Raw genomic sequence first — 26646 nt, 5'->3', positions numbered from 1 at the left:
GAGGTGCCGGCGGGGGCGAGGCTCAGACCGGTGTGCACCACCGCGCGGACCGGCCAGCGTGGGCCAGCAGGCGCGTCGCGGGCGTCGCCCAGTCCGACACCTCGACCGGCGAACCGAAGCGGAAAGGGCGGTCGGCGGCCGTGATGTGGTCGCGAGCCACCGGCCACAGGTCCATGGCGAGCTCCGGGGGGATGGCCCTGGGCTGGGCGATCGCTTCGGCGACGTCCCATCCGTGGAGGGCGATCTCGAGGGCGCCGACCGCCCCGAGCAGCTCACGGGGCAGGCTGAGCTCGGCCACGTCGATGTCGGCGTCCGCCGCGCCGCCACGCACCGGCTGCCAGTGGCCGAGCAGTCCCCGAGCCCGGATGCAGATGCTGTCGAGGAGGTCGGCGCCCTCGGTCGGTGGCACGGAGGGCACCAGGCTGAGCGAGGTGGCCTGGGCCGCGGCTGCCATCGCCTCGAGCGAGTCGTCCATGTGGCCGAGCAGGTCTCGCAGCAACCACCCGTGACAGGGCGTCGCGCGGTCGAGGTCGGCTTCGGTCACCAGGACCAGGCTGGCACGGGTGTACGCGATGGCCCGTTCGAGCAGCTCCACTGCGCTGGGCGGCCGGCTGTGACCGGTCGCGGCGGGCACCTGCGGCCTCACGAGGGACCGGTGTAGCCGGCCGATAGCGAGGCGGGCAACCCGAACGTGTCGAACAGCGCCGCGTCGAAGAACGCCGCGACGTGACTGACCTTGCCTGTGCGGTCGAGCGTGAGCACCTGGAGGTGGAACGGGGCGAACGACCCGTCGCGCTGACGCATGTAGAGACCGAACGCCGGCTGGCCGTTGGCGCTCGTCGCGACCATGGGCATGTCGTGCTCACCACCGGGGCACTGCGTGTCGATGAGCCGGCCGATGTTCTCTGCCCCGAGGTACCAGCCCGTGAACGGCGGCATCTCCCACACTGCGTCGCGGGTGAGCATCCCGACGATGGCGGTGATGTCCTTGTCCCAGAACGCCTTCACGTAGCGGTCCAACATCTCCTGCTGTTGCGGGTCGAGCTCGGGCTGCACGTCGTCCTGCGTGACGCGAGCCTTTGCGAGCTGGGCGTGGGCGCGCTGCAGCGCACTGTTGACCGCGGCCTCACTCGTCTCGAGCGCCTCGGCGACTTCCGAGGCCTTCCAGCGCAGGACGTCGCGCAGGATGAGAACGGCGCGCTGGCGGGCCGGCAGGTGCTGGAGGGCCGCGACGAAGGCCAACCGGATGCTCTCGCGCTGCGCGACGATGGCGGCCGGGTCGGACGTCTCCCCCGCTACCAGGGGGTCCGGGGCTGGCTCCAGCCAGGACACCTCGGTGGACTCCACCAGCTGGTCGCCGGCACTGCTCGACGGCGTCCCCAGCCCAGCGGGGAGCGGCCGGCGGTCCTTGCCCTCGAGGGCGGTGAGGCAGACGTTGGTGGCGATGCGGTAGAGCCACGTCCGCACGGACGAGCGCCCCTCGAACGCGGCATAGGCCCGCCACGCCCGCAGGTAGGTCTCCTGGACGAGGTCCTCTGCGTCGTGGATCGACCCCGTCATGCGGTAGCAGTGGGCCGTCAGCTCTCGCCTGAAGCCGTCGGTGGCCTCGGGGAAGTCCTCCACGTCAGGCCGCTCGCGCACCTCGGTCATCAGGTCCCCTTTCGTCGTCCCGTCCACAGCCCTCCGAGGAGCTGGTCCGCCCAGCCAGCAGTCCTCCGACCAGCTGGTCCAGCCTAGGCACACCGGTGCCACATGAGGACAGACCCTGCGGGAGTGCAGAACTCATCGCTGCGTAACGAACTGTGCACGGATTGGGGCGATTCGCTCGCCACAGCGGGCCCAGATCCCTAAGGTCGATGACCGTGACGCGACGTGGACTGGGCCTGGGCGTGGGGACGCTGGCAACGCTGTTGCTCGCCGCCTGGGTGTCCGCGGCCGGACCGGTCGGAGTCTTCGCGCGGCAGGATTTCTCCGGCCCCGACTCCAAGGCTCCGGGCGAGGAGTACGGACCCGGCCCCATCGCCTCGGCCACCAACCAGGGCCTGAAGGCCGCACCGGTCCGGACGAGCGACCCCTTGCTGGTCAGCCTGGTCGGCTTCGCGATGAAGCTGGTGCTCGCGGTGGTCGTGATCGTGGTGCTGGTGGCCATCGGACGGGCGCTGCGCGACCGCTGGGCGACGCGCGCCGATGCCGCCGCTCCGCAGGGCACGGTCGACGTCCTCCCCGAGGTCCTGCTCGAGGGCGCCCGCGAGGGCGTGGAGCTCCTCGCCCGGGGCACCCCCGCCAACGCCGTGATCGCCGCCTGGGTGTCGCTCGAGGACGCCGTCCGCAGCGCCGGCGTGAGGGACGACGACTCGCGCACGTCGGCCGAGCTCGTGAGCACGGTGCTGCGCTCGTACCGGGTCGACCGGGCACCGTTGGACACCCTGGCCGCGCTCTACCGCGAGGCTCGGTTCTCCCGTCACCCGATCACCGAGGAGCAGCGCACGACGGCGCGCGTGGCCCTCGTGCAGGTGCAGGCCGAGCTCCAGCGGACCGTCGCCCAGCTCGCGCAGGCCAGGGCTGGCCGGGCCGGGGCGGCCGCACGGTGATCCGCCGCCTCTCCGGCTTGGCACCTGCCCAGCTGATTCTCGTGGTCCTCGGCGTCTCTGTGGCCGTGGGCGCCCTCGCGGTGTCGGTCCCCGTCCTCGGCAACGCGGGGATGCTCCTTGCCGCGCTGGCCATGCTCGCGGCCCTCGCCGTGCTCGCCCAGTGGCTGTGGCAGTCCCGGCAGTCGACGGACTGGGACAACACGTTCACGGAGTCAGCTCCGCCCCGCGGCGCCGACTCGCGGATCAGCCGCCTGGCTGTCGACATCCGTGAAGCCGGTTCGGGCGACTCGGCCTCCGCCGCCCGGCTCCATGCCGCCCTGAGCGGCCTCGCCGTGGAAAGACTGCGGGACCGCCGCGGCCTGACCTTCGCCCAGGGCACGACGCCTGACGACACCACCGCCGACGCCACCGTCGCGCTGGGACCCCAGCTCACGGCATACCTCGCCGGGAGCCCGACCACTCGCGTCACCGCCGCCCAGCTCGCGGCGTTCATCACCACTCTGGAGGAGCTCTAAGTGACCCTGACCCTCGACCAGGTCGCGTCCCGCGCGACCGCCATCCTCGCCGAGGTCGAACGCGCTGTCGTCGGCAAGCGGCAGAGCCTGGAGATCGTCCTGTCCGGCATCCTGGCCGGTGGTCACGTGCTCATGGAGGACTTCCCCGGGCTGGGCAAGACCCTCGCGGCGAGGTCCTTCGCGCAGGCACTGGGACTGGACTTCGCACGCGCCCAGTTCACCCCGGACCTGCTCCCCAGCGACCTGACCGGGTCGTTCCTCTATGACCAGCGCACCCACGACTTCTCCTTCCGCAAGGGACCCCTGTTCACCGGGCTGCTCCTCGCCGACGAGATCAACCGCACGCCGCCGAAGACCCAGTCGGCCCTGCTCGAGGCCATGCAGGAGGGGCAGGTGACGGTCGAGGGCGAGACGTTCGCGCTCCCGAAGCCGTTCCACGTGCTCGCCACGGCGAACCCCGTCGAGTACGAAGGCACCTATCCGCTGCCGGAGGCGCAGCTCGACCGGTTCCTGTTGAGGGTGAGCTTCGGCTACCCCAACGCGGCCGACGAGTGGGAGGTGCTGCAGCGACGGATGGCGCGCCAGCAGGAGGCGCAGGAAGTCGGCGCCGTCACCGACGGGCCCGGGCTGATCGAGATGCAGCAGGCGGTCGAGACGGTCACCGTCGACGAGGGCGTCGGTCAGTACTGCGTGCGGCTGGTCGCCGCCACGCGCACCCACCAGAACCTCCTCATGGGCGCCTCCCCGCGCGCCTCGCTCGCGCTGCTCCTGACCTCCCGGGCGTATGCCGTGCTGCGCGGCCGCGACTACGTCACCCCCGAGGACGTCAAAGCCGTGGCCCACGCCTGCCTCGACCACCGCGTCACCGTGCGCCCCGAGCTGTGGATGAACGACGTGTCCGCCGCCAGCGTCGTCGACAGCGTGCTCACCTCGGTGCCCACGCCCACCGCCACCGCAGCCGGCCCGCGGACCGGTTTCGAGCGTCCGTGACGGCGGTACCCGGACGCCGGCTGGAAGCGCGCTGGCGGGTGACGTCGGCACACATCCGGGCCCTGTTCCTCGGGCTGCTGCTCGTCGGCGCGGGCGTCGTGCTGCGCCGCCCCGACGCCCTCGTGCTCGGGACCCCGTTGCTCCTCGTGGGGCTGTGGGCGACCGCGGTCCGACCGGCGGGGTCGCCCGCAGCGCACGCGGCCGTGGCCCATCCGTTGCTGCGCGAGGGCCAGGCCACCAAGTGGGTCGCCACCATCGCGCCCGGCCCCGGCGTCGAGGAGGCAGGCCTGGTCCTGCTGCCGACGCCCCACACGACGTTCAGCCCCGGATTCCGTGCCGCTGCAACGGCGTTCGGCGCCGACACCGCTGCACCGAAGTCCCTCGAAGTCGTCTGCCAGAGCACTCGCTGGGGCCATCGTCCGCTGGGACCGGCGACCGTGGCCGTGAGCGGGGCGTTCGGCGCCTTCCGGTGGGAGCCCGAGGCCGTCTCCCTCCCGGCGATCCCGACGGTGCCACTGCCCGACACGTTCACGGCCCGCGTGCCCGTCCCACGGCCTGATGGCCTCGTCGGGCAGAACCGCTCGCACCACCCGGGTGACGGCGGCGAGCTCGACCAGATCCGCCCGTTCCGCTTCGGGGACCGGCTGCGCCGCGTGCACTGGCCGGTGTCGGTGCGCACCGGGGAGCTGCACGTCACCGCGACCCACGCCGACCAGGACAGCGAGATCCTGCTGCTCGTCGACGCCATGAACGACATCGGCCGCAGCGAAGGAGTCGGCGGGTCGAGCAGCAGCCTGGACAACGCCGTTCGCGCAGCCGGGGCCATCGCCGAGCACTACCTGCGGACCGGGGACCGGGTCGGGCTGCTCGTGCTGGGCGCCAAGGACCTGCCGCACGTCAAGGCTGCCGCCGGGAGCCACCACCTGCGCCGCCTGCTCGACGTCCTTGCCTGGGTCCGGGTCGCCGACAGCACGGTGAGCGACGAGAAGAGGTTGCGCTCGCAGCTTCGCCACCACGTGTCGGCCGGGACCCTCGCGGTCATCCTCACCCCCGCCATCTCCCCCGCGATCCTGGCCCACGCCGTCTCTCTGTCGCGGCGTGGGATCTCGGTGGTCACCGTCGACACTCTGCCGGCCGACCTCGCCCGACCGGACATCCCCGAGGCCTCGCTGGCCCAGCTGTCCCCAGCCGCCGCCGACCAGCCCACCGAGACCCGGCTGGCGTGGCGGCTTCGCCTCCTCGAACGCAGCCACGAGATGAGCCGGGCCCGTCAGACCGGTGTGCCGATCGTCCCCTGGGCAGGCCCCGGGACCCTCGACCTCGTGCTGCGCGACCTCGGCCGCCGCTCCCGGGCGCCCCGGGTGGTGAGTCGCTGATGTCGCGTTCCCAGCTCGTGCTCCGTGGGGTGCTCGTCAGCGCCTCGCTGGCCCTCCTCGGGCTGACCCTGGCGGCCTCGCCGCACCCGATCATCGTGGCCGCGGTGGTCCTCGTCGCGCTCACCGTCTACGCGGCGGTCGAGCCGGACTCCGGGCTCGTGACGGTCCTGCTCGGTGGCCACGCCCTGCACTGGCTCGCCGCCGTACCCGTCCCGGGCAGCACGACTGCCTGGGCGACCCTTCTCGCCGCGGCCTGGGCGGGCCTGGTCCTGCACCTCACCGCGAGCCTCGCCGCCAGCCTGCCGGGGGCCGTGCCCGTCCCGCGGCTCAGCCTGCGGCGGTGGACCCGTCGCGGCGCCGTGGTCGCGGCCGCGACGGTCCCCTTCTGGGCGGTGGCGATGCTGTCCGGCCAGCAGGGGGTGAAGGGCGAGGTGTCGCTCACGTATGCCGCGATCGCAGCCGTGGCGCTGCTCACCTTCAGCGTCTGGCTGCTGAGCCGCGACGACAGCCCCCACCACTGACCGGTCTCACCCGACCTGTTGCCACCTGCACGTCACCAGACCCCCCGAACGGGCGGTTGGTGACCACCGGCGAGCATCACGTCGTCGGGCGACGCCGCGGCCAGGGTGTCAGGCGGAGCGCTTGCGGGTGCGCTTGGGTTCCTCGTCGCGCCGAACGATCGTCGGCAGCACGTTGTCGAGGACGACCTCGCGGCTGACGACGACGCGGGAGATGCCCTCGTCGCTCGGGACGTCGAACATCACCGGCATGAGCACCTCCTCCATGATCGCGCGCAGGCCGCGGGCACCAGTGCCGCGCTTGAGGGCCTGATCGGCGATGGCCTCGAGGGCGTCGTCGGTGAACTCGAGCTCGACGTTGTCGATCTCGAACATCTTCTTGTACTGCTTGACCAGCGCGTTGCGCGGCTTGGACAGGATCGTCACGAGCGACTCCTGGTCCAGCGGACTGACCGTGGTGATGACCGGGAGGCGGCCGATGAACTCGGGGATGAGCCCGAACTTCATCAGGTCCTCGGGCATCACCTCGTGGATCGAGTCGGCCAGGTCCTTGGGGTTGTGCAGCTCGGAGCCGAAGCCCAGACCCTTCTTGCCGTTGCGCGACTCGATGAGCTTCTCGAGACCGGCGAACGCGCCACCCACGATGAACAGCACGTTGGTCGTGTCGATCTGGATGAACTCCTGGTGGGGGTGCTTGCGACCGCCCTGCGGCGGGACCGACGCAGTCGTGCCCTCGAGGATCTTCAGGAGGGCCTGCTGCACGCCCTCGCCGGAGACGTCGCGGGTGATGGACGGGTTCTCGCTCTTGCGGGCGATCTTGTCGACCTCGTCGATGTAGATGATGCCCGTCTCGGCCTTCTTGACGTCGTAGTCCGCGGCCTGGATGAGCTTGAGGAGGATGTTCTCGACGTCCTCGCCGACATAGCCGGCCTCGGTCAGGGCGGTCGCGTCCGCGATGGCGAACGGGACGTTGAGCATCTTGGCCAGCGTCTGCGCGAGGTAGGTCTTGCCACACCCCGTGGGGCCGATGAGCAGGATGTTGGACTTGGCGATGTCGACCGACTCGGCGTCCTTCTTGCCGCCCGCCTCGCCAGCCTGGATCCGCTTGTAGTGGTTGTAGACCGCGACAGCCAGGGACCGCTTGGCCACGTCCTGGCCGACCACGTAGTTCTCGAGGAACTCGAAGATCTCGCGCGGCTTGGGCAGCTCGTCGAGGCCCAGCTCGGAGGACTCGGCGAGCTCCTCCTCGATGATCTCGTTGCACAGGTCGATGCACTCGTCGCAGATGTAGACGCCCGGACCGGCGATGAGCTTCTTGACCTGCTTCTGGCTCTTGCCGCAGAACGAGCACTTCAACAGGTCGCCGCTTTCTCCCATGCGTGCCACGCGAAGTCCTCCGGTCTGTCTGACGAGCTGTCTGACGAATGTGCCTGACGGTGCACCCCTCCCCTTCGGACGGGCAACGCTCCGACGCTACAGCGCGAAGTACCGCCTTCGCTCCATTGAAACCGCCGAGTCGGGTGTTCGTCGCCCTTGTCCGCTGAGGGCGGACAAGGCGCCGCCAGGCCGATCGGCCGCCCTCTCAGGCGCGTCGGCGACCCCGGCGCAGCACCACGACCAGCGCACCGACGAGCACCAGGGCGAGCACGCCACCGCCGACCAGGGGCACCAGCCAGGCACCCTCGGGGGCTGCCGAGACGGCGCCAGGGGGCCGCGCTGCCTCGTCGACGAGACCGGGTCGCACGGCTTCGTGGCCCGGGCCGGTGACCTCCCGCACGTCCGCGACCAGCCCGCTGGCCGCCCTGGCTGTTCCGCCGCACAGGCCGGCCCAGAGCGTGTCGCCGCGGGTCTGGGCGAAGACCACGTACTCACGCCCCGGCTGCAGGCCCTCCAGTCCGCACGACGCCCCAGAGGCACTGGAGCTCACGTAGGTCGTCTCCATGGCCTCACCGCGAAACACCTCCGAGACGGCGAACCGGTACGTCACGCTGGGATCGCTCGGCTGCAGCACTGCCGGCCCCGACGGCTTGTCCACGTCCTCGAGGGTGCCCCGCAGCACGACGTCGGACCGATCCACCCACTGCACCGGTGTCGCGGAGGCGCACGAGCACGCCCACGCGGGAGCCGACGGCAGCACCAGCAGGGCGGCGGGGGGGCCATACCGGATGGTGCGCGGTCGGGGACGAAGGCCCCCGGTGAGGGTCAGCCCTCGAGGGTGCCCTTGCGGGACGCGAGGACCTCGTCGATGAGGCCGTACTCCTTGGCTTCCTCGGCAGACAGGATCTTGTCGCGCTCGATGTCGTTGCGGACCTGCTCCACCGTGCGCCCGGAGTGCTTGGCCCACGTCTCCTCGAGCCAGGTGCGCATGCGGAGCACCTCGTTGGCCTGGATCTCGATGTCGGAGGCCTGGCCACCCATGCCGCCCTCGAGGGCCGGCTGGTGGATGAGGATCCGCGCGTTGGGCAGGGCGAACCGCTTGCCCTTGGCGCCGGCCGACAGGAGCACCGCGGCGGCCGAGGCGGCCTGTCCGATGACGAACGTCTGCACGTCGGGACGGATGTACTGCATCGTGTCGTAGATCGCGGCCATCGCGGTGAACGAGCCACCGGGGCTGTTGATGTACATCAGGATGTCGCGGTCGGGGTCCTGGGACTCCAGGACGATCAGCTGGGCGATGACGTCGTCCGCGGACGCGTCGTCGACCTGCACGCCGAGGAAGATGATGCGGTCCTCGAAGAGCTTGGTGTAGGGGTCCAGCCGCTTCATGCCGTAGGAGGTGCGCTCCTCGAAGGACGGCAGGATGTAGCGGCTCGACGGTCCGGGCACCTGCAGACCGCCCTGGCGTCCGCCGTGCATGGAGGGGTTGATGTTGGCGTTCATGTGTCGATCCCTCACTTGTCCCGGGTGACCGGGTTGTCGTCGCTGCCGCCACGGCCACCGGCCTGGGCGGCACTGCTGAACACGTGGTCGACGAAGCCGTACTCCTTGGCCTCCTCGGCGCTGAACCAGCGGTCGCGGTCGGAGTCCTTCTCGATCTGTTCCTTGGTCTGACCGGTGTGCTCGGCGATCAGCTCGGCCATCTGGCGCTTGACGTAGAGCATCTGCTCGGCCTGGATCTTGATGTCGGAGGCGGTGCCCCCGATGCCACCGGACGGCTGGTGCATCATCACGCGGGCGTGCGGCGTGGCGTAGCGCTTGCCGTGGGTGCCGGCGGAGAGCAGGAACTGCCCCATCGAGGCGGCCATGCCCATCGCGACCGTGGCCACGTCGTTGGGGATCCACTTCATCGTGTCGTAGATCGCCATGCCCGCGGAGATGGAGCCGCCGGGGCTGTTGATGTAGAGCCAGATGTCCTTGCCCGGGTCCTCCGCTGCGAGCAGCAGCAGCTGCGCGCAGATCGCGTTCGCGTTGTCGTCGCGCACGTCGGAGCCGAGGAAGATGATCCGCTCCTTGAGCAGACGGTTGTAGATGTGGTCGTCCAGACCACCCTGCGGGCCCTCGCCCGCGGCGACAATCTCGTTCACCATGTCTCCATCACTTGAGGTCCTTGCCTGTCAGTGACCCTAACGCGGTCGTGGTGGGCAGAAGTCCCCGATCCGCTCCATGTTCGCCCTGAGCGCACAGCACTCAAGCTGAGGGAGGGCTCACCGGCTCGGACGCGCGGACGCGCGCCAGCTCGCGGGTGGCCGGGATGACGAGCATGGCGAGCGCGACCATGCCCGTGACGGCGATCAGGGCGCGGAGCACCGTGAAGTGGTCGCCGAGGAAGCCGAGCATGGGCGGTCCGGCGATGAAGGCGGTGTAGCCGATCGTCGCGACAACCGACATGCGGGCAGCGGCGCGGGCGGGGTCGTCCGCCGAGGCGCTCATCCCCACGGGGAAGCCCAGCGACGCGCCGACGCCCCACACGGCGGTACCGGCGTAGGCCATCCAGGCCGGCCCGAAGATCACCATGAGTGAACCGACCGCAGCCAGGGCGAAGGTGACGCGCAGCACCGGGACGCGACCGTAGGTGTCGAGCAACCGCGTCCCGACCAGCCGGCCGAGGGTCATGAAGGCCAGGAACGAGGCGAAGGCGAGCACGCCCGCCCAGGCCGGGACGCCGTGACCCTCGACGAAGGCGACCGAGATCCAGTCGTTGGCGGTGCCTTCGGTGAACGCAGCCGCCAGGACCACGAGACCGATCATCAGGGTGCGCGGCTCGAGCCACGCCGAACGGGGCCGGGCCTTGGCAGGCGATGCGTCCGTCGACTGGTCCGGGTCCGAGACCTCGGCCTCGCGGGGCAGGAAGGAACGCAGGGCCCAGATCCCGAGAACCGCGGACAGGGCGATGGCGCCGACGAAGTGCACGAGCAGGGGGACATGGCCCCACGACATCCCTGCGCCGACCAGTGCACTCAGGACGGTGCCCCCGGAGAACGCGGCATGGAAGTGCGGCATGACGGTCCTGCCGAGCAGCCGTTCGACCGCCGCACCCTCGAGGTTCATCGCGACGTCCCAGACCCCGACGCCCATGCCGAGCAGGTAGAGGCCGACGGCCATGACCCAGCGCGACTCGAACAGGTCGACGGCTGCGGCGATCACGACCAGACCGGCAAAACCGAAGACCATGCCCAGCTGGATGGTCCGGGACGCACCCAACCTGCCCGCGATGCGACCCGCCGAGGGCAGCGCCGCGAGCGAGCCTGCGGACGCCGCGAACAGGGTCAGCCCCAGCTCACCGGCGGTGAGCCCCAGCTGGACCTTGCTGTCCGCGATCCGCGACGCGAAGGTCGCGAAGGCGATGCCGGCCAACGCAAAGACCACGAAGACGGCGTTGCGGGCCTGGATGGCCCGGGCCGTGGTTGAGGTGGTCGAAGCGGTGGTCGAAGCGGTGGTCGACGGGGTGGCCCCACGGGCGGTGTCGGGGGCGGTCGGCTGGGTCACTGCATGCTCTTTCGGGATGGTTTCGGAGCGATCGAATCGATTCGGTCGAATCGATTCGATAGTGTCTACCCCATGAGTCGCGCCCGTCAACTTCGACCGACCCTGCGCGCCGTCGCGCAGGCTGCCGGGGTTTCGACGTCGACAGCCTCCCTCGCCTTCAGCGGCAAGGGCCCGGTGGCACCCGGCACGGTGGCGCGCGTTCTCGCCGCAGCGGAGCAGCTCGGGTATGCCGGGCCGGACCCCCTCGCGTCGTCGCTGCGTCAGGGCCGGTCCGGGGTCGTGGGCGTGGTCGTCGAGGGTCGGCTGCTGCACGCGTTCCGCGACCCGTTCGCCGTCAGCGTGCTCGACGGCCTCTCCCAGGTGCTCGACGAGATCCCGGCTGGGATGCTCCTGATCGCCCAGCCCGCAGGCACCCCCGAACGCGCGATCACCCAGCTGTCCGCGACGGCCCTCGATGCCGTCGTCTTCTCGTTGTGCGGCCCCGACAGCAACCCTGCGGTGGACCACCTGGCGGCACGCGGCATACCCATGCTGGGGGACGGGTCTCCCGCCGACCCACGCGTCGCCCAGCTCTCCCTGGACAACCGCGGCGCCACGGCGGCGCTGGGGCGTCACCTGACCGACCTGGGGCACCGGCGCGTGGCGCACCTGATGATGCCGCTGCGGCATGACTCCCCCACCGGTCCCGCTTCGTGGGACGACGTGGCCACGGCGGGGTTCGCTGACACGAGGGACCGCGCACTCGGTTTCCTGGACGTCTTCGGGGCGGACAGCACCGACACCCCCGCGACGCCGCGCCTCGCGCAGACTGCCATCCCCGACGTGGAGCAGGGCGCGATAGCGGCACGGCTGCTCCTGGACCTCCCCCCAGCGCAGCGTCCCACGGCGATCGTGGCCCAGTCGGACCTGCTCGCGATGGGTGTCGTGCGCGCCGCGGGAGAGCTCGGCCTGAGCGTTCCCGGCGACCTCAGCGTGACCGGGTTCGACGGGGTCGAGCTGCCGTGGTTCGCGGGCACGCTCACCACCATCGACCAGCACGGCCTCGCCAAGGGTCGGCTGATGGGCGAGATGTTGCGTCAGCTGCTCGACGGCCAGCGCCCCGACGACGCGGTGCAACCGACCGACCTGCGGATCGGGACGACGACCGCTCCGCCTGCGTCCCGCTGAGCCGGCTCGGTCGCCGGCGGCTCGGTCGCGGGCTGCTCGGTCGCGGGCTGCTCGGTCGCCGGCTGCTCGGTCGCCGGCTGCTCGGTCGCCGGCTGCTCAGCCGCGGGCGGGCTCTGACTCGGCGCCGACCGGCGCCGCTGCCTCGTCGGCGGCCCGGCGGGCCACGATGGCGTCCATGGTCGTGGCAGACGGCTCTGCCACCACGTGGACCGTGATGAAGTGGCCACTGTCGTCCACGGTGACCGCCCCCTCGAACTCCATGAGGCTGTCGGTGCACCCGATCGTGTGGGCCTCCCACGGCACGTCGGTGGCCACGGACAGCCAGAGCCGCTCGACCCCCATGCCCGCCTCCCACGGCAGCACGTCGTCGGCGCAGCGGCAGACCCCGATCACCAGCTGGGTCGGGTCCTCGGTGTGCCCGAACTCGACCTCGTCGAACAACCCGCTCGCATTGAGGGCTGCGTGCAGCGCGTGGCGAAGCCTGGTGGTCGCGAGCTGGTCCGCCGGGTGGGCGTTCTCCTGCACCGCGGTCCGCAGCTTGTGGAAGGAGTTGATGTCCATGCCTCATGGTCCGGTGCGGCGGCGCTGATGCGGGTCACCCAAATGACGTATGCCGCTCACCCTATGAAGGGCTGAGCGGCATACGTTATGGGTTGTTATGACCCCGTTCTGACTCGATCAGGCGTGGTCGTGACCCTCGTGGTCGCCGTGGTCGTGGCCCTCGTGGTCACCCTCGAACAGCTGCGAGGCGACGTCGGTGGCCGTGACCTCGTTGAGGTCCACCGGCTGGCCGGCCGTGTCGACGACCGTGGCCTGCTCGAGGACGGCGGCGAGCGCCTTGCGACGAGCGACCTCGGCCACCATCGCGGGCACCTGACCCTGCTGGTCGATGGCCTGGGCGAACTGGTTCGGGTCCATGCCGTACTGCTGGGCGGACATGACGAGGTACTCGATGAGCTCGGGCTGCTCGACCTTGACCTCGGTCTTCTCCGCGATCGCGTCGAGGAGGAACTGGGCCTTGAGCGCCTTGCGGGTGTTGGCGTCGACCTCGGCACGGTGCTCGGCGTCCTCGAGGCGGTTCTCGCCCTCGAGGTGCTGGTTGACCTCGGCCTCCACGACGCCGTCCGGCACCGGGATGTCGATGGTGTCGAGGAGGTGCTCGAGCACCTTGTCGCGGGCCTGGACGCCCTGCTCGAACCTGGCGGCCTGGTCGGCCTGCTTGGTGACGTCCTCGCGCAGCTCCTTGAGGGTGTCGAACTCCGACGCCAACTGGGCGAAGTCGTCGTCGAGCGGAGGCAGCTCGCGGACCTTGACCGACTGCACGGTCACGACCACGTCGGCGTCCTCGCCCTCGCGGTCGCCACCGGCGAGGGGCGCCGTGAAGGACTTGGTCTCCTCGGCTGCCATCCCGGTCAGCGCCTCGTCGAGCCCGTCGAGCATGTTGCCCGAGCCGACCTCGTAGGAGATGCCGGTCACGGAGTCGATCTCGTCCTCGCCGATCGTGGCCTTGAGGTCGATGGAGACGAAGTCACCGTTCTCGACGGGGCGCTCGACACCCTTGAGGGTGCCGAACCGCTCCTGCAGCGCGATGAGCCGGGCCTCGACGTCCTCATTGGACGCCTTGGCCTCGTCGACCTCGACGGTGATCCCGCTGAAGTCGTCGGGGAGCTGCACCTCGGGACGCACGTCGACCTCGACGGTGAACTTGAGCTCCTGGCCGTCCTCGGCCGGCACCTCGGTCACGTCGACCTCGGGCTGCCCGATCGGACGGACCTTGTTCTCCTCGACGGCCTGGCCGTAGAACTGCGGCAGCGCCTCGTTGACGGCCTCCTGCAGGACCGCGCCGCGACCGACCCGCTGGTCGATGATGCGCGAGGGAACCTTGCCCTTGCGGAATCCGGGCACCTGGATCTGCGAGCCGATGGTGGCGTAGGCGGCGTCGAGGCTCGGCTTGAGCTCCTCGAACGGCACCTCGACGGTCAGCTTGACCCGGGTCGGGTTGAGGGTCTCGACGGCACTCTTCACTGCGGGATACTCCAAGGTCGTGGGGGGCGTGATGCGTACGTGTTGGGCGTGGGTGCTTCTGCGCTGGTGCTGGGCGTGCCCCTGGTGCGGGGCACTGCCCGTCACCTCACGGTGGGGCAATGCGAAGGCCCGCTGCGCCGGCTGTGACAGGCGGCGACCGGGCCAACGCCTCATCGTAGCCGCTGCGCGCCCACGCTCCGAACCGGCGGCACACCAGCCTCAGGAGTATGCCGCGTGGGCTCGCGGCCACACCGCTCGCCCGGGCGCCCATGACATCCGTCACGACTTTGCGTCAAGGATCTCCCTGCGGCATCCCACTGCCGTCCCACCGTCATCCCATTTCTTCCCCTGCAACCGCTTTGGCCGCAAACATCCATTGCCAGACCAGGCCTTCGCCGTGAGTCTTTCGACGCGTGGGGCGGTAGTGGCCGCCCCCTTCCATGTCAGGAGACACCTCGTATGCGTACGCAGATCCTCTCTGTCGCGTTGGCGGCCTCGGCATCCCTGGGGCTCGTCACGACCGCGGTCACCGCCGCTTCGGCAGCCCCCTCCCCCAGCGCCCACGCCCAACGCGTGTGCGCGACCCCCAGCTCGCCCACGGTCGCGGCGTGCCACGCACTCAAGCTGGTCGACGCCAGCGGTCGGGCGGTCAGCCCCGCGGGCGCGGTGGTCACGCCTCATGCGATCTCGGGCAAGACCCCCACCGACATCCAGAGCGCCTACAAGGTGACCGGGCTGCCCGCCGGCGGTCGGACGGTCGCGATCGTCGACGCCTACGGCTACCCGAACGCGGAGCGCGACCTCGGCGTCTACCGCGCCCAGTGGGGCCTGTCCGCCTGCACCACCGCCAACGGCTGTCTGCGCATCATCAACCAGACGGGCGGGACGTCCTTGCCCCGCTTCAACGTCGGCTGGGCCGGCGAGCAGGCACTCGACCTCGACGCCGTGTCGGCGACCTGCCCGGGCTGCAAGATCGTCCTGGTCCAGGCCAACAGCGCCAGCCTCACCGACCTCGGGGCGGCCGTGAACACCGCGGCCCAGCAGCCCGGCGTCGCAGCCATCTCGAACAGCTACGGCGGAGGTGACCTTCCCGACAGCTCGTACGGCGCGGCATACAACCACCCCGGCATCGCCGTGACCGCGTCGACCGGTGACAACGGGTACCAGGGCGGCAGCTTCCCCGCGTCCTCGCACTACGTGACGGCCATCGGGGGGACCTCCCTGGTCAAGGACTCCAGCGCCCGCGGGTGGTCGGAGTCGGCGTGGAACGGAGCCGGCTCGGGCTGCACCACCCTCAACGCCGCACCGGCCGGTCAGACCTCGGCGATGACCAGCTGCAGCGGTCGTGCCATCGCGGACGTCTCTGCCGTGGCCGACCCGGCGACCGGACTGGCCACGTACGCCCCGACGTCGAGGACCTCGTCCTCGTGGGCCCAGTACGGCGGCACCAGCCTGTCGGCGCCGATCGTCGCCTCGGTCTACGCGCTGAGCGGCAACACCGCCGGTTCTGCGAACACGCTGCCGTACGCCAACCCGGCGGGCCTGTTCGACGTGACCTCGGGATCCAACGGGACGTGCGCCTCCTGGTGCACCGCCAAGGCCGGCTGGGACGGCCCCACCGGTCTGGGCACCCCGAACGGCACCTCAGCGTTCTGACCCTGACCAGTCACGCCGAGGGGCCCCCCGGGGCCCCCCCCCGCGGCCGGGGCCCACATCCCGCCGCCGAGCACTCCTCGGACTCGCCGTCTACGTTGAGGACATGCCAGATCAGAGCGTGTCCGACGCGCCGCAGGAGTGGGACGTCATCGTCGTCGGGGCCGGCGCCGTGGGCGAGAACGCTGCCGACCGCGCTCACAAGGCCGGACTGACGGTTGCGATCATCGAGAAGCACCTCGTGGGCGGTGAGTGCAGCTTCTACGCCTGCTCCCCCAGCAAGGCACTGCTGCGGCCGATCCACGCCACCCGGGCCTCGCAGCGGGTGCAGGGCTCCGAGGGCGCCCACCTCGACCCGCAAGGAGTGCTCGCCCGCCGGGACTCGTGGGTCAACAGGGTGGGCACCAGCGACACCTTCGACGACAGCGGTCAGGTCGGCTGGCTCGACCACGTGGGCATCACCCTCCTGCGCGGTGAGGGCCGCCTGGTCGCCGAGCGCACCGTGGAGGTCGACGGCCGCACCATCCGGGCCCGTCACGCGGTGATCCTGGCCACCGGCACGGCTCCCACCGTCCCGCCGATCCCGGGCCTTCGTGAGTCGAGACCGTGGACCAACCGGGAAGCCACGACGAGTCGGCGCATCCCCGAGCGGCTCGCGGTGCTCGGCGGGGGTGTGGTGGCCTGCGAGCTCGCCCAGGTCTACGCCGCACTCGGTTCGACCGTGACCATGATCGAGATCAACGACGGACTGCTGGGCGGCAACGAAGCCTTCGCGGGCCAGGCGGTCGCCGAAGCCCTCGAGCGTGACGGCGTCGACCTCCGGCTCGGGACCAAGGCGGAGTCCGTCTCCCGACTCGGACCGACCGGCGAGATCACCGTGGAGCTGTCCAGTGGCACGAGCGTCATCGCCGACGAGCTCCTCGTGGCCGTCGGCCGGACCCCCGCGACCGAGTCCCTCGGCGTCGAGGCGGTCGGCGGCCAGCTCGACGACGAGGGATACGTCCAGGTCACGGAGCAGATGGAGGTCGAGGGCGTCCCCGGCGACCAGCCGTGGCTGTATGCCGTGGGCGACGTCAACGGTCAGGTCCTCCTCACACACATGGGGAAGTACCAGGCCCGCGCGGTCGGCGACCTCGTCGGCGCCCGTGCGGCCGGGCGCGAGCCCGACCCCACCCGGACCACGCCGTGGGCAGTGGCTGTGGGGTCACCCCAGGTGGTCTTCACCGACCCGGAGGTGGCCTCCGTGGGTCTCACCGAGGAGCAGGCGCGGGAACGCGGGCTACGAGTCCGGGTCGTGGACCTGCCGATGGACTCGGCCGCAGGTCCGGGGCTGCAGGCGGAGGGCTACCAGGGCCAGGCGCGGATCGTGGTCGACGAGGACGGCGGCGTCCTCGTCGGGGCCACGTTCGTCGGGCAGGACGTCGCCGACCTCGTCCACGCGGCCACCGTGGCGATCGTCGGGAAGGTGCCGCTCACGTCCCTGTGGCACGCGGTGCCCTCGTATCCCACCATGAGCGAGATCTGGTTGCGCCTGCTGGAGGAGTACGGCCTGTGACCGTCGTGCGGCACCGTTCGCCTCCCGCGTCGAAGGAAATTCTCCGTCATCGGTACGTCCCGCCGGGACATTTCGCCGGGTAACGTCCACAAAACCCCACGTCACCGCACGACGGGGCTCATCTGTCGAAGGGAACATCCATGCGTATCCGCACCCCGTTCCGCCTGGCCGTACTGACCGCCGCCGGCGCGCTCGCCCTCCTGGGCGGTGGCACGGCTGCCAGCGTGAACGCAGCCGCTGTCACCTCACCCGGTGTCGCCGCCTGCCTGCCCGGTTCAGCCGACGCCGGAGCCAGCGGCGCGAGGGTCAAGCCCGGCTCCACCGCCGCCGAGCCCGCGCTCTACCCCAAGAACGAGGCCAACGCCTACGGAGTCCTCAATGACCTGCCCACCCTGGCCGACGGCAGTGTGCGCATCGACACCGTCTTCCACATGGTCGACAAGGATGCCTTCACCGCGGCGGAGAAGGCGCGCTGGCAGAAGCTCATTGCCGCCCAGATGAAGGTGCTCAACGACTCGTACTCCGGCGCGACGGCCTCCGACGCAGCCGACACCCCCTTCCGCTTCCGGCTGGTCGACACGACCTGGACGACCAACCCGGCGTGGTACGCGGCAGTCCCCGGCAGCGGTGCTGAGCGCGACATGAAGAGGGCGCTGTACACCGGTGACGCCACGACCCTGAACGTCTACGGGACCCAGGGTGGCGGCCTGCTCGGCTGGGCGTACTTCCCCAAGGGCTACAACAACGGCCGCGACTACATCGACGGCGTGGTCATGATGGCCGAGTCGATGCCTGGCGGGACAGGACTGGGCTACACGAAGTACACCGGGGGCGACACCCTCACCCACGAGTCCGGCCACTGGCTGATGCTCGAGCACACCTTCGCCCACGGATGCGCCGCGAACGGCGACTGGGTGGCTGACACAGCGCCCGAGGCGATCCCGCAGTTCGACTGCCCAGTGGGCGCCGACACCTGCGCCGCGCCGGGGGTCGACCCGATCCACAACTTCATGGACTACTCGCAGGACTCCTGCATGAACATGTTCACGCAGGGCCAGGCCGACCGGATGAGCGATGCCTGGCAGCAGTTCCGCGCTGGAGGCGGCAAGGGCTGATCGGTCAGTGGGGTCCCTGGCTCCCTGACCCGGCCCCCTGATCCGGCTCCCCCGGCAGCAGCCTGCGCAGGCTTGGCTGTTTGTCGGGGTAGCCGGATTTGAACCGGCGGCCTTCCGCTCCCAAAGCGGACGCGCTACCAACCTGCGCCATACCCCGTCGACGGCGAGCCGATTTCTGGCCACACGATCGCGGGCATTAGGCTAACGCCTCGGACCTGACGCCCCGACGGCGGCCGGTCCACGCGGGCGTAGCTCAATGGTAGAGCCCTAGTCTTCCAAACTAGCTACGCGAGTTCGATTCTCGTCGCCCGCTCAGTCAGGCCCTCGTGTCCCGGGATCCACCCCGGGGCGCGAGGGCCTTCCCGTGCCAACGGGTCGTGCTCTTCCCCAGTTCAGCGTCCCGGGTGTCAACGCGGGGTCGCGCGGAACTCGCTCACTCGTCGTCCGGCTTCCAGCCCCTTGGCCTCGAAGCCGTCGGTCGGCCGCCACGGCGGTCGCTCACCCTCGGTCACCTCGAACCCGCCCCGCGCCGCGAACACCGACCGCACGTGCGCGGCATACCCGTCGTGGTCGGTGGCCACGAGCAGGCTGCCACCGGGGGCCAGCCGCGAAGCGATGAGGTCCAGCGTCTCGCGGGAGATGAAGCGCCTCCTGGCGTGCTTGGCCTTGGGCCACGGGTCGGGGAAGAAGACGTGGATCCCGGCCAGCGACGCGACGCCAACCCGCTGCGCCAGCAGCTCCACGGCGTCACCGCGGTGCATCCACAGGTTGGTCAGGCCGCGTCGGTCCGCCTCGGCCAGCATCCGTGCCAGGGCCGGGGTGAAGACGTCGACCGCGAGCAGGTCGTGCGCCGGGTGGGTGGCGGCGTAGGCGAGCGCCGCTGCTCCGTGGCCGCAGCCGATCTCCAGCACGACCGGGGCGACCCGACCGAAGGCCTCCTGGGCGACCAGGGGCCCGTCCGCCGCGATCGAGTGACGGGGGCCGAGGACTGCCATGCGTTCGAGGGTGAGCGCCGAGAGGCGACCCCGGCGCGCGTTGTAGGAACGCACCCGTCCGTCGCCCTTCACGTCACCCTCCACGACACCGTCCACTGCACCAGCCTAGGCAGCCTGGGACGCGGCGGCAGCGCCGCGTCTTGACCTGCGACACAGCGATGGATAACCAGCACTTATGTAACCCATAATGTCTACATGCGTATCTCCCGGTTCCCCAACATCGTCGACGACGTCACCGTGCGCCTCATCGCGGCCGTCGTCCTCGTGCTGGGTGTCGTCGCCCTCGCCGCGCATCAGTGGTGGCTGTATGCCGTGCTCGCGGTGGACTTCGTGCTCCGCACCGGCTGGGGGCCGTCGGCCAGCCCCGTGGCGATCCTCGTGAACCGCTGGGTCCGGCCAAGGGTGTCCGCCACGCCGCGGTACACCGCCGGACCACCCAAGCGGTTCGCCGCGGCCGTGGGCGCGGCGTTCACCTCGGCAGCCACCATCCTGTGGCTCGCCGGCACGAGCGTTCCGGTGGTGCTGATCGGCGTCGTGATGGTGGTCTTCCCCGCGTTGGAGGCCCTTGCCGGGGTGTGTGTGGGGTGCATCGTGTTCGGCTGGTTGATGCGGCTGGGTGTGATTCCCGAGTCGGTCTGCATCGAGTGCGCCGACATCACCCGCCGCGCCGCCCAGCGCCAGGCAGCCACCGCGGCGGGGTGAGGGTCGGGGCCGTGACCCGCCTGGTTGTTCAGCGTCTCCAGACGAGCACGGCAGCCCGGTCGTCGGTCTCGCCGGCACGGGCGGCTGCGCACATCTTGGCCGCCATGCCTTCGAAGCCCTTGCCGATCATCCGCTCAGCGGTCCCGAGCATCCGGTCGATCCCGTCGCGCAGGTCACGGTTGCGGACCTCGATGACTCCGTCGGTGTAGAGCAGCAGCGCGTCACCACGGCCCAGGTGGCCCTGGATCCGCGGAAAGGCCGGGCCTTCGGTGACGCCCAGGACGGGACCCTCCTCGACCTCGAGCACCTCCCACCGGCCCGAGCCGGCTGAGAACCGCACCCCCGGCGGGTGCCCGGCGGAGCCGAGGCTGAACTCACCGGTGGTCAGGTTGATCATGGCGTGCGCCGCGGTGGCGAACCCCTCCTCCCAGTCCTGGCGCAGCAGGTAGGAGTTCGCCGCCGGGAGGAACCGGTCGTACGGCATCGACCCGAGCAGGCCGCCGAACGCGCCGGACAGCAACAGCGACCGGGTGCCGGCTGCGATTCCCTTGCCCGAGACGTCGACGAGCACGACCTCGAGGACGTCGTCGGACCTGCTCGTGACGAGGAAGTCCCCGGAGAAGGAGTCGCCGTAGGCCGACAGGACCGACAGCTCGGCTCCCCATCCGGCGGGCAGCTCGGGGAGCTCGCCCTGGGTCCGCAGGCGGTCGCGAAGGTCGACCAGCATCGACTCGCCGAGGTTTCCCTGCACGCCGAGCCTGGCCCGCGACGTGGCGACCGAGAACATGATGATCATGACGAGGGTCAGGACGGCATAGGCGCCCAACAGGGCCGGCTGGGTGATCTCCCTCTCCCAGATCGTGTAGCCACCTGCGATGAGGATGGCGCCGTCGACGACAGCCAGCACCCTCGGGGTGAGGAACAGTCCGGCGAGGACGGCCAGCGGGACGTAGGTCGAGAACGGGACGTAGTTCGTCCACCGCACCATGGCCCAGCACAGGCCCGCGGTGACGACGACGATGCCGATGGCGGTGACGGCCTGCCCCCAGCGCACGAACCTGACCCGGCCGCGCTGGACGCGGGACATCACGGAGCGGCGAGCTAGCACCGTCCTGTCGATGTCCACGGTGAGATCCTTCGGCAAGGCAGGTGCGGGGGCACCCTTGACGTCTGCGGGCGGGCCGGCCCCTGTTCCAGCCCGTCCGTCAACAGTAGTCGGAGCTCACCCCACCGCGCGCATCATCCACGCAGATCAGGGCTGCGGGGGCAGCGTGCCGTCGTGCTCGTAGGCGCTGACCATGTCGATCCGCCGTTGGTGCCGTGGAGCGCCGGAGAACGGGGTGGCGAGGAAGGCAGCGACCATCGCCTTGGCCTCCTCGACCGTGTTCATCCGACCGCCGATCGAGATGACCTGGGCGTTGTTGTGCTCACGGGCGAGGGTGGCAAGCTCGGCGTTGTAGCACAGGGCCGCACGGATGCCCTTCACCTTGTTGGCGGCCATCTGCTCACCGTTTCCGGAGCCTCCGAGCACGACACCGAGCGACTCGGGGTCGGCCGCGACGGCCTCCGCAGCCCGGAGCACGAAGACGGGGTAGTCGTCCTCGGCGTCCAGGACGTGGGGCCCGTGGTTGGTCACCTCGTGACCCTCGGCCTCGAGGAAGGTGACCAGCTCGCCGAGCAGGTCGTATGCCGCGTGGTCGCCGCCGATGTGTACGCGCATGGTGTGCTCCTCAGTCGAAGATGGGGCCGACGTTGCGGGACCGCTTGAGCTCGAAGAACCCGGGAGTCGAGGCGACCAGGACGCAACCGTCCCAGAGGCGTCCGGCGTCCTCACCCTTGGGCGCCGGGCTCACGACAGGGCCGAAGAAGGCCTGGCCGTCGACCGCGATCACCGGGGTGCCGACCTCGTCGCCCACCAGGTCGATGGCGCGCTGGTGGCTGGCGCGCAGCTCGTCGTCGACGAGGTCGCTGTCGGCGAAGTCAGCGAGCTCGGGCGGCAGGCCCACCTCTTCGAGTGCCGGGACGATCACCTTCGCGTAGTCGCGCTCGCCCTCCAGGTGGATCCGGGTGCCCATGGCGTCGTACAGCGGCTTGATGACCTTGTCACCGTGCTCGCGGGCCGCGGCGATGATCACGCGCACCGGGCCCCAGCCGCGGTCCATCATCTCGCGGTAGCCGTCGGGCAGGTCTCGGTCCTCGTTGAGCACGGACAGGCTCATCACCGACCAGGTGATGTCGACGGGGCGGACCCGCTCGACCTCCATGCCCCAGCGAGAGGTCATCCACGCCCACGGGCACAACGGGTCGAACCAGAACTCGGCAGACGTCAGGGTGTCGGCGTTCTCGGCGGTGTCGGCGTTCTCGGCAGTCTCGGCAGTCTCGGCTACGGTCACGCCCGCAATCCTGCCATTGGCCCCCGACGGCCGCGCAAGCGGTGGTCCCGCGCCGTCCCGGCCGTGCGAGGATGGCCGCCGAGCACTTCGAACACACCCCGAACCTCCGCAGGAGCACCGTTGCCTGGCAAGAACCTGACCCGCGACGAGGCCACCGCCCGCGCCGCCGTCATCGCCGTCGACCACTACGACGTCGTCCTCGACCTCACGACCTCGGACACCACGTTCCGCAGCACGACCACCGTGACGTTCACGAGCTCCGAGGCCGGGGCAGCGACCTTCGTCGACCTCATCGCACCGTCGGTCGAGGCGATCACCCTCAACGGTGAGGCGCTCGACCCCGCTACGCACTTCGACGGGCTTCGCGTCCAGCTGCCGACCACGGCGGAGCGCAACACGCTCACAGTCGACGCCACCGCGGCATACATGAACACCGGCGAGGGGCTGCACCGCTTCACCGACCCGGTCGACGGCGAGGTCTACCTCTACTCCCAGTTCGAGGTGGCCGACTGCCGGCGGATGTTTGCCGTCTTCGAGCAGCCCGACCTGAAGGCGACCTTCGGGTTCACCGTCACGGCGCCGGACCACTGGCAGGTGGTGTCCAACTCCCCCACTCCCGAACCGACCCCGGCCGGCGAGGGTGCGGCCACCTGGGCGTTCGGCACGACGCCTCGGATGTCCTGCTACATCACCGCCCTGATCGCCGGGCCGTACGCCGTGGTTCGCGACGAGGTCGAGACGCGGCGCGGCACCGTGCCGCTCGGTATCTTCTGCCGCCAGTCGCTGCTGGAGCACCTGGACGCCGACAACATCTTCGACTGCACCAAGCGGGGCTTCGCCTTCTTCGAGGACGAGTTCGACTGCGAGTACCCGTTCGAGAAATACGACCAGCTCTTCACGCCCGAGTACAACATGGGTGCGATGGAGAACGCCGGGGCCGTGACCATCAGCGAGGTCTACGTCTTCCGCTCCAAGGTCACCGAGGCGATCGTCGAGCGCCGGGCGCTGACGATCCTCCACGAGCTCGCCCACATGTGGTTCGGCAACCTCGTCACGATGAAGTGGTGGAACGACCTGTGGCTCAACGAGTCCTTCGCCGAGTGGGCGTCGACCACCTGCCAGGCCGAGGTCACCCAGTGGGCAAGCGCCTGGACGACGTTCGGCACCTCCGAGAAGGCCTGGGCCTACCGCCAGGACCAGCTGTCCTCCACCCACCCGATCGTGGCCCCGATCCACGACCTCGAGGACGTCGAGGTCAACTTCGACGGCATCACCTACGCCAAGGGCGCCTCGGTCCTCAAGCAGCTCGTCGCCTACGTCGGGCGTGAGCCGTTCACCGCCGGTCTGCGCGCGTACTTCGCCAAGCACGCCTGGGGCAACACCACCCTCGCCGACCTGCTGCACGAGCTCGAGCAGACCTCGGGTCGCGACCTTGGCACGTGGTCCAAGCTGTGGCTCGAGACCGCCGGCGTCAACACGCTTCGCCCCGAGATCGAGACCGACGACCAGGGCCTGATCTCTTCTGCCGCGATCGCCCAGACCCACGCGCCGGACTACCCGACGCTGCGCCCGCACCGTCTCGCGGTCGGCCTCTACTCTGTCGAAGGTGACGCGCTCGTGCGCACCGACCGACTGGAGCTCGATGTGGACGGAGAGTCGACCGGCCTGCCCGAGCTGATCGGTCGTCCCGCGCCCGACCTGCTGCTCGTCAACGACGACGACCTGGCCTACGCCAAGATCCGCCTCGACCCTCGCTCCCTCGCGACTGCCCTGGCGCACCCCCGTGGGTTCACCGACAGCCTGCCCCGCGCCCTGGTGCTCGGTGCCGCATGGGACATGACCCGCGACGCAGAGATGGGCGCCCGCGACTTCGTCTCCCTCGTGCTGGCCTCCCTGCCCGGCGAGTCGGACTCGACACTGCTGCGGACCCTGCTCGGCCAGCTGTCGACTACCCTGCGCCTCTACGTCGCGCCCGAGCACAGGAAGCCGACGCTCGCCGCGGCGGCGGCGGCCCTGCGCGAGCTGGCCCTGTCGGCCGCGCCCGGCAGCGACGCCCAGCTCCAGCTGGTGGGCGCGTATGCCGCGCACCAGGGCGGTGGTGACGACGCGGCATACCTGCGCGGTCTGGTCGACGGCACGCAGGTCCTGGACGGGCTCGCGGTCGACACCGACATGCGGTGGGCGCTGCTCACCTCGCTCGCCGCCTGCGGTGAGGCCACGACCGACGACATCGACGCCGAGCTGCAGCGCGACAACACCGCCACCGGTCGCGAGCGCGCCGAGCAGGCGCGCGCCGCCCTTCCCACCGCCGAGGCCAAGGCAACTGCCTGGCATCGCGGCGTCGAGGAGGACGGCCTGCCCAACTCGGTGCTCGAGGCCGTGGCCGCCGGCTTCGGCAACGTCCACGACACCCGTCTGCTGGAGCCCTACGTCGAGAAGTACGTCGCGATGCTCGACACCGTCGAGACCAAGACGTCGCACGCGATCGTCGAGATCCTCGTCCGCGGTTTCTACCCGATGGCGCTCGCCGATGCGCGCCTCCACGAGGCGACGGAGGCGTGGCTGACCGGTCACCAGGATGCCCCCGCGGCCCTGCGTCGCCTGGTGGTCGAGAACCGCGACCCGATCGCCCGCGCCCTTCGCGCCCAGCAGCGGGATGCCGATGCCTGAGGCAGTCGCATTCCTCAAGGCACTCAGCGAGGTCACCCCCCACGAAGTCTGGGACTGGTTCACCGGCAAGCCGTTGAACATCGTCATCACCGTGCTCGCGGCCGTCATCCTGCGATGGCTGGCGCTGCGGTCCATCGGTCGGGTGGTCGCCGCGACCATCGCGAAGTCCGACGCGCGGCGCAGCCGCGACACCACTCGCGCCAGCCGCGTCCTGGCCCACGCCACCGGGGCGGCCCACGAGCGGCACCGTCAGCGCACCCTGACGATGGGTTCGCTGCTGCGAAGCATGGTCACCTTCGTCGTCGTCCTGATCACGATCCTCACGATCATGACCACGGTCGGCATCCAGCTCGGACCAGTGCTCGCCACGGCCGGCGTCGGCGGGGTGGCGCTCGGTTTCGGCGCCCAGAGCCTGGTGAAGGACTTCCTGTCAGGGATCTTCATGATCCTCGAGGACCAGTACGGCGTCGGAGACGTCATCGACACCGGCGAGGCCACCGGCACGGTCGAGGAGGTCAGCCTGCGGGTCACCCGGCTGCGCGACGGTTCGGGCGTGGTCTGGTACATCCGCAACGGCGAGATCATCCGCATCGGGAACAAGAGCCAGGGCTGGTCGACAGCGCTCGTGGACATCCCCGTGGCGTACTCCGAGAACCTCGACAAGGTGATCCCCCTCATCCGCACCGTGGTGCACGACCTCGACCAGAACCCCGACTGGCAGGACAAGCTCCTCGACGAACCACAGGTGGTGGGTGTCGAGTCCATCACCGGGTCGGTCGTCACGATCCGCGTGATCGCCAAGACCGCACCCGAGGAGCAGTACGGCGTCTCGCGTGAGATCCGTGAGCGGGTCAAGGAGGCCTTCGACGCGAACGGCGTCACGGCGCCGGTCATGACGCCGTTCGGTCCGGCAGGCGGCACACCGTGAGCACCCAGCTCCCCCAGACGCCCGGAGGCGACCAGTCCGGCAGCTTCTACGACCAGGTCGGCGGTCACGAGACCTTTCGCAAGCTGGTCCACGAGTTCTACCGCGGCGTGGCGCAGGACGAACCGCTGCGGGCGCTCTATCCCGAGGTCGACCTCGGCCCCGCGGAGGAGCGGCTCCGCATGTTCCTCGAGCAGTACTGGGGCGGACCGGGCACCTACTCCGAGCAGCGTGGCCACCCGCGGCTGCGCATGCGCCACCACCCCTTCGAGGTGACCCCCGCGCAGCGTGACCGCTGGCTGCTCCACATGATGGCAGCCGTCGAGGTAGGCCGCGKGGCCCCGCCCCGCGGCATACCGGCTGATCACTCCCCGCGACCTGTTGCTCGCACGTCGTCATGAGGCGCCGATTCAGACCGCCCGTGACCAGAGCCGCGCAACAAGTCGCCCCGCCCCGAGGCCACGGCAAACCGGACGAGTCGAGGTCACGTTCTCGATGGCGGTCAGCGCCCTGGCCTTCGGCGGCGGCAT

General features: G+C 70.5%; 26 protein-coding genes and 2 tRNA genes. 14 read left to right on the top strand and 14 right to left on the bottom strand.

Going from position 1 to position 26646, the window contains the following annotated elements:
- Positions 1-22: 22 nt before the first annotated feature.
- Together AC1DS4_RS00290 and AC1DS4_RS00285 are read right to left on the bottom strand one after the other, a co-directional pair.
- Positions 23-646 carry a TIGR03086 family metal-binding protein gene (locus tag AC1DS4_RS00290; protein WP_477612458.1) on the bottom strand — a complete coding sequence of 208 codons (624 nt, stop codon included), beginning with the start codon at positions 644-646 and terminating at the stop codon, positions 23-25.
- Positions 643-1650, bottom strand: coding sequence for a sigma-70 family RNA polymerase sigma factor (locus AC1DS4_RS00285; protein ID WP_477612457.1), 1008 nt, complete (start codon positions 1648-1650; stop codon positions 643-645). Before AC1DS4_RS00285 ends, AC1DS4_RS00290 begins: the two co-directional genes overlap by 4 nt.
- Positions 1651-1862: 212 nt before the next feature.
- Between AC1DS4_RS00285 and AC1DS4_RS00280 the strand changes: the two genes are divergently transcribed.
- From AC1DS4_RS00280 to AC1DS4_RS00260, 5 genes are read left to right on the top strand one after another with little or no spacing between them, the layout of a single operon-like run.
- On the top strand, positions 1863-2591 hold the full coding sequence (locus AC1DS4_RS00280; RefSeq protein WP_477612456.1) for a DUF4129 domain-containing protein: 729 nt from the start codon (positions 1863-1865) through the stop codon (positions 2589-2591).
- Between the two features lie 17 nt (positions 2592-2608).
- Positions 2609-3106 (top strand): hypothetical protein, encoded by a 498-nt coding sequence (locus AC1DS4_RS00275; protein WP_477612455.1) that lies wholly within the window; start codon positions 2609-2611, stop codon positions 3104-3106.
- A 6-nt stretch (positions 3107-3112) separates the two neighbouring features.
- Positions 3113-4096: an AAA family ATPase gene (locus tag AC1DS4_RS00270; RefSeq protein WP_477613403.1), complete on the top strand. Its 984-nt coding sequence runs from the start codon at positions 3113-3115 to the stop codon at positions 4094-4096.
- On the top strand, positions 4093-5472 hold the full coding sequence (locus AC1DS4_RS00265) for a DUF58 domain-containing protein (protein ID WP_477624648.1): 1380 nt from the start codon (positions 4093-4095) through the stop codon (positions 5470-5472). Before AC1DS4_RS00270 ends, AC1DS4_RS00265 begins: the two co-directional genes overlap by 4 nt.
- Complete coding sequence (locus AC1DS4_RS00260; protein ID WP_477631938.1) at positions 5472-5993, top strand: hypothetical protein; 522 nt, start codon at positions 5472-5474, stop codon at positions 5991-5993. The genes AC1DS4_RS00265 and AC1DS4_RS00260 overlap by 1 nt, the downstream gene beginning before the upstream one ends.
- 108 nt (positions 5994-6101) lie before the next feature.
- Here AC1DS4_RS00260 and clpX read toward each other — a convergent pair whose 3' ends face one another.
- The 5 genes from clpX to AC1DS4_RS00235 all read right to left on the bottom strand — a co-directional run bounded on the left by clpX (position 6102) and on the right by AC1DS4_RS00235 (position 10916).
- Positions 6102-7376, bottom strand: a complete 1275-nt coding sequence (gene clpX, locus AC1DS4_RS00255; RefSeq protein WP_477612452.1) for an ATP-dependent Clp protease ATP-binding subunit ClpX — start codon at positions 7374-7376, stop codon at positions 6102-6104.
- A gap of 196 nt (positions 7377-7572) precedes the next feature.
- Positions 7573-8067, bottom strand: coding sequence for a hypothetical protein (locus AC1DS4_RS00250; RefSeq protein WP_477645973.1), 495 nt, complete (start codon positions 8065-8067; stop codon positions 7573-7575).
- Between the two features lie 125 nt (positions 8068-8192).
- Positions 8193-8870, bottom strand: coding sequence for an ATP-dependent Clp protease proteolytic subunit (locus AC1DS4_RS00245; RefSeq protein WP_477612450.1), 678 nt, complete (start codon positions 8868-8870; stop codon positions 8193-8195).
- Between the two features lie 11 nt (positions 8871-8881).
- Positions 8882-9517 (bottom strand): ATP-dependent Clp protease proteolytic subunit, encoded by a 636-nt coding sequence (locus AC1DS4_RS00240; RefSeq protein WP_477612449.1) that lies wholly within the window; start codon positions 9515-9517, stop codon positions 8882-8884.
- A 100-nt stretch (positions 9518-9617) separates the two neighbouring features.
- Positions 9618-10916 carry an MFS transporter gene (locus tag AC1DS4_RS00235; protein WP_477612448.1) on the bottom strand — a complete coding sequence of 433 codons (1299 nt, stop codon included), beginning with the start codon at positions 10914-10916 and terminating at the stop codon, positions 9618-9620.
- Between the two features lie 72 nt (positions 10917-10988).
- Between AC1DS4_RS00235 and AC1DS4_RS00230 the strand changes: the two genes are divergently transcribed.
- Positions 10989-12083 carry a LacI family DNA-binding transcriptional regulator gene (locus AC1DS4_RS00230; protein WP_477612447.1) on the top strand — a complete coding sequence of 365 codons (1095 nt, stop codon included), beginning with the start codon at positions 10989-10991 and terminating at the stop codon, positions 12081-12083.
- Positions 12084-12179: 96 nt separating this feature from the next.
- Here AC1DS4_RS00230 and AC1DS4_RS00225 read toward each other — a convergent pair whose 3' ends face one another.
- Together AC1DS4_RS00225 and tig are read right to left on the bottom strand one after the other, a co-directional pair.
- A complete protein-coding gene (locus AC1DS4_RS00225) occupies positions 12180-12644 on the bottom strand; it encodes a hypothetical protein (RefSeq protein ID WP_477612446.1) in 465 nt (154 codons plus the stop codon).
- A gap of 117 nt (positions 12645-12761) precedes the next feature.
- Positions 12762-14108 (bottom strand): trigger factor, encoded by a 1347-nt coding sequence (gene tig, locus AC1DS4_RS00220; RefSeq protein WP_477612445.1) that lies wholly within the window; start codon positions 14106-14108, stop codon positions 12762-12764.
- 459 nt (positions 14109-14567) lie between these two features.
- Here tig and AC1DS4_RS00215 point away from each other — a divergent pair, with 459 nt between their 5' ends.
- The 3 genes from AC1DS4_RS00215 (at position 14568) to AC1DS4_RS00205 (ending at position 18431) form a co-directional block, all read left to right on the top strand.
- Positions 14568-15764 carry a S53 family peptidase gene (locus AC1DS4_RS00215; protein ID WP_477631937.1) on the top strand — a complete coding sequence of 399 codons (1197 nt, stop codon included), beginning with the start codon at positions 14568-14570 and terminating at the stop codon, positions 15762-15764.
- Positions 15765-15867: 103 nt separating this feature from the next.
- On the top strand, positions 15868-17316 hold the full coding sequence (locus AC1DS4_RS00210) for a dihydrolipoyl dehydrogenase family protein (protein WP_477612443.1): 1449 nt from the start codon (positions 15868-15870) through the stop codon (positions 17314-17316).
- A gap of 140 nt (positions 17317-17456) precedes the next feature.
- Positions 17457-18431: a zinc metalloprotease gene (locus AC1DS4_RS00205; protein WP_477631936.1), complete on the top strand. Its 975-nt coding sequence runs from the start codon at positions 17457-17459 to the stop codon at positions 18429-18431.
- Between the two features lie 83 nt (positions 18432-18514).
- Here the strand turns inward: AC1DS4_RS00205 and AC1DS4_RS00200 are convergent.
- Positions 18515-18588: transfer RNA gene (locus AC1DS4_RS00200), tRNA-Pro, on the bottom strand.
- Between the two features lie 85 nt (positions 18589-18673).
- Here AC1DS4_RS00200 and AC1DS4_RS00195 point away from each other — a divergent pair.
- A tRNA-Gly gene (locus AC1DS4_RS00195) sits at positions 18674-18744 on the top strand.
- Positions 18745-18838: 94 nt separating this feature from the next.
- Here the strand turns inward: AC1DS4_RS00195 and trmB are convergent.
- On the bottom strand, positions 18839-19522 hold the full coding sequence (gene trmB, locus AC1DS4_RS00190) for a tRNA (guanine(46)-N(7))-methyltransferase TrmB (RefSeq protein ID WP_477612441.1): 684 nt from the start codon (positions 19520-19522) through the stop codon (positions 18839-18841).
- A gap of 99 nt (positions 19523-19621) precedes the next feature.
- Between trmB and AC1DS4_RS00185 the strand changes: the two genes are divergently transcribed.
- A complete protein-coding gene (locus AC1DS4_RS00185; protein WP_477612440.1) occupies positions 19622-20128 on the top strand; it encodes a DUF4395 domain-containing protein in 507 nt (168 codons plus the stop codon).
- A gap of 28 nt (positions 20129-20156) precedes the next feature.
- On the opposite strand, the gene AC1DS4_RS00180 is transcribed toward AC1DS4_RS00185, so the two are convergent.
- The 3 genes from AC1DS4_RS00180 to AC1DS4_RS00170 form a co-directional block, all read right to left on the bottom strand.
- Entirely contained in the window at positions 20157-21254 is a 1098-nt protein-coding gene (locus tag AC1DS4_RS00180) for a PP2C family protein-serine/threonine phosphatase (RefSeq protein WP_477612439.1), read from the bottom strand.
- Positions 21255-21380: 126 nt separating this feature from the next.
- On the bottom strand, positions 21381-21848 hold the full coding sequence (locus AC1DS4_RS00175) for a ribose-5-phosphate isomerase (protein ID WP_477631935.1): 468 nt from the start codon (positions 21846-21848) through the stop codon (positions 21381-21383).
- 10 nt (positions 21849-21858) lie between these two features.
- Complete coding sequence (locus AC1DS4_RS00170) at positions 21859-22410, bottom strand: mycothiol-dependent nitroreductase Rv2466c family protein (RefSeq protein ID WP_477613402.1); 552 nt, start codon at positions 22408-22410, stop codon at positions 21859-21861.
- A gap of 231 nt (positions 22411-22641) precedes the next feature.
- Between AC1DS4_RS00170 and pepN the strand changes: the two genes are divergently transcribed.
- The 3 genes from pepN to AC1DS4_RS00155 are packed head-to-tail and all read left to right on the top strand — an operon-like array spanning position 22642 to position 26517.
- Positions 22642-25191, top strand: coding sequence for an aminopeptidase N (gene pepN / locus AC1DS4_RS00165; protein ID WP_477631934.1), 2550 nt, complete (start codon positions 22642-22644; stop codon positions 25189-25191).
- Positions 25184-26119, top strand: coding sequence for a mechanosensitive ion channel family protein (locus AC1DS4_RS00160; RefSeq protein ID WP_477631933.1), 936 nt, complete (start codon positions 25184-25186; stop codon positions 26117-26119). The genes pepN and AC1DS4_RS00160 overlap by 8 nt, the downstream gene beginning before the upstream one ends.
- Positions 26116-26517 (top strand): globin domain-containing protein, encoded by a 402-nt coding sequence (locus AC1DS4_RS00155; protein ID WP_477645972.1) that lies wholly within the window; start codon positions 26116-26118, stop codon positions 26515-26517. Before AC1DS4_RS00160 ends, AC1DS4_RS00155 begins: the two co-directional genes overlap by 4 nt.
- Positions 26518-26646 lie beyond the last annotated feature (129 nt).

Source organism: Pedococcus sp. P3_C7 (genome assembly GCF_056402615.1).
This window is presented reverse-complemented; position numbering and strand designations above follow the sequence as displayed.

Bases quoted from the DNA above. Each gene is read 5' to 3' on its own strand.
- AC1DS4_RS00285 (WP_477612457.1), bottom strand. From the start codon at position 1,650: ATGACCGAGGTGCGCGAGCGGCCTGACGTGGAGGACTTCCCCGAGGCC.
- AC1DS4_RS00260 (WP_477631938.1), top strand. From the start codon at position 5,472: ATGTCGCGTTCCCAGCTCGTGCTCCGTGGGGTGCTCGTCAGCGCCTCG.
- AC1DS4_RS00245 (WP_477612450.1), bottom strand. From the start codon at position 8,870: ATGAACGCCAACATCAACCCCTCCATGCACGGCGGACGCCAGGGCGGT.
- AC1DS4_RS00240 (WP_477612449.1), bottom strand. From the start codon at position 9,517: ATGGTGAACGAGATTGTCGCCGCGGGCGAGGGCCCGCAGGGTGGTCTG.
- AC1DS4_RS00230 (WP_477612447.1), top strand. From the start codon at position 10,989: ATGAGTCGCGCCCGTCAACTTCGACCGACCCTGCGCGCCGTCGCGCAG.
- AC1DS4_RS00225 (WP_477612446.1), bottom strand. From the start codon at position 12,644: ATGGACATCAACTCCTTCCACAAGCTGCGGACCGCGGTGCAGGAGAAC.
- AC1DS4_RS00215 (WP_477631937.1), top strand. From the start codon at position 14,568: ATGCGTACGCAGATCCTCTCTGTCGCGTTGGCGGCCTCGGCATCCCTG.
- AC1DS4_RS00210 (WP_477612443.1), top strand. From the start codon at position 15,868: ATGCCAGATCAGAGCGTGTCCGACGCGCCGCAGGAGTGGGACGTCATC.
- AC1DS4_RS00205 (WP_477631936.1), top strand. From the start codon at position 17,457: ATGCGTATCCGCACCCCGTTCCGCCTGGCCGTACTGACCGCCGCCGGC.
- AC1DS4_RS00185 (WP_477612440.1), top strand. From the start codon at position 19,622: ATGCGTATCTCCCGGTTCCCCAACATCGTCGACGACGTCACCGTGCGC.
- AC1DS4_RS00175 (WP_477631935.1), bottom strand. From the start codon at position 21,848: ATGCGCGTACACATCGGCGGCGACCACGCGGCATACGACCTGCTCGGC.
- AC1DS4_RS00170 (WP_477613402.1), bottom strand. From the start codon at position 22,410: ATGACCTCTCGCTGGGGCATGGAGGTCGAGCGGGTCCGCCCCGTCGAC.
- AC1DS4_RS00160 (WP_477631933.1), top strand. From the start codon at position 25,184: ATGCCTGAGGCAGTCGCATTCCTCAAGGCACTCAGCGAGGTCACCCCC.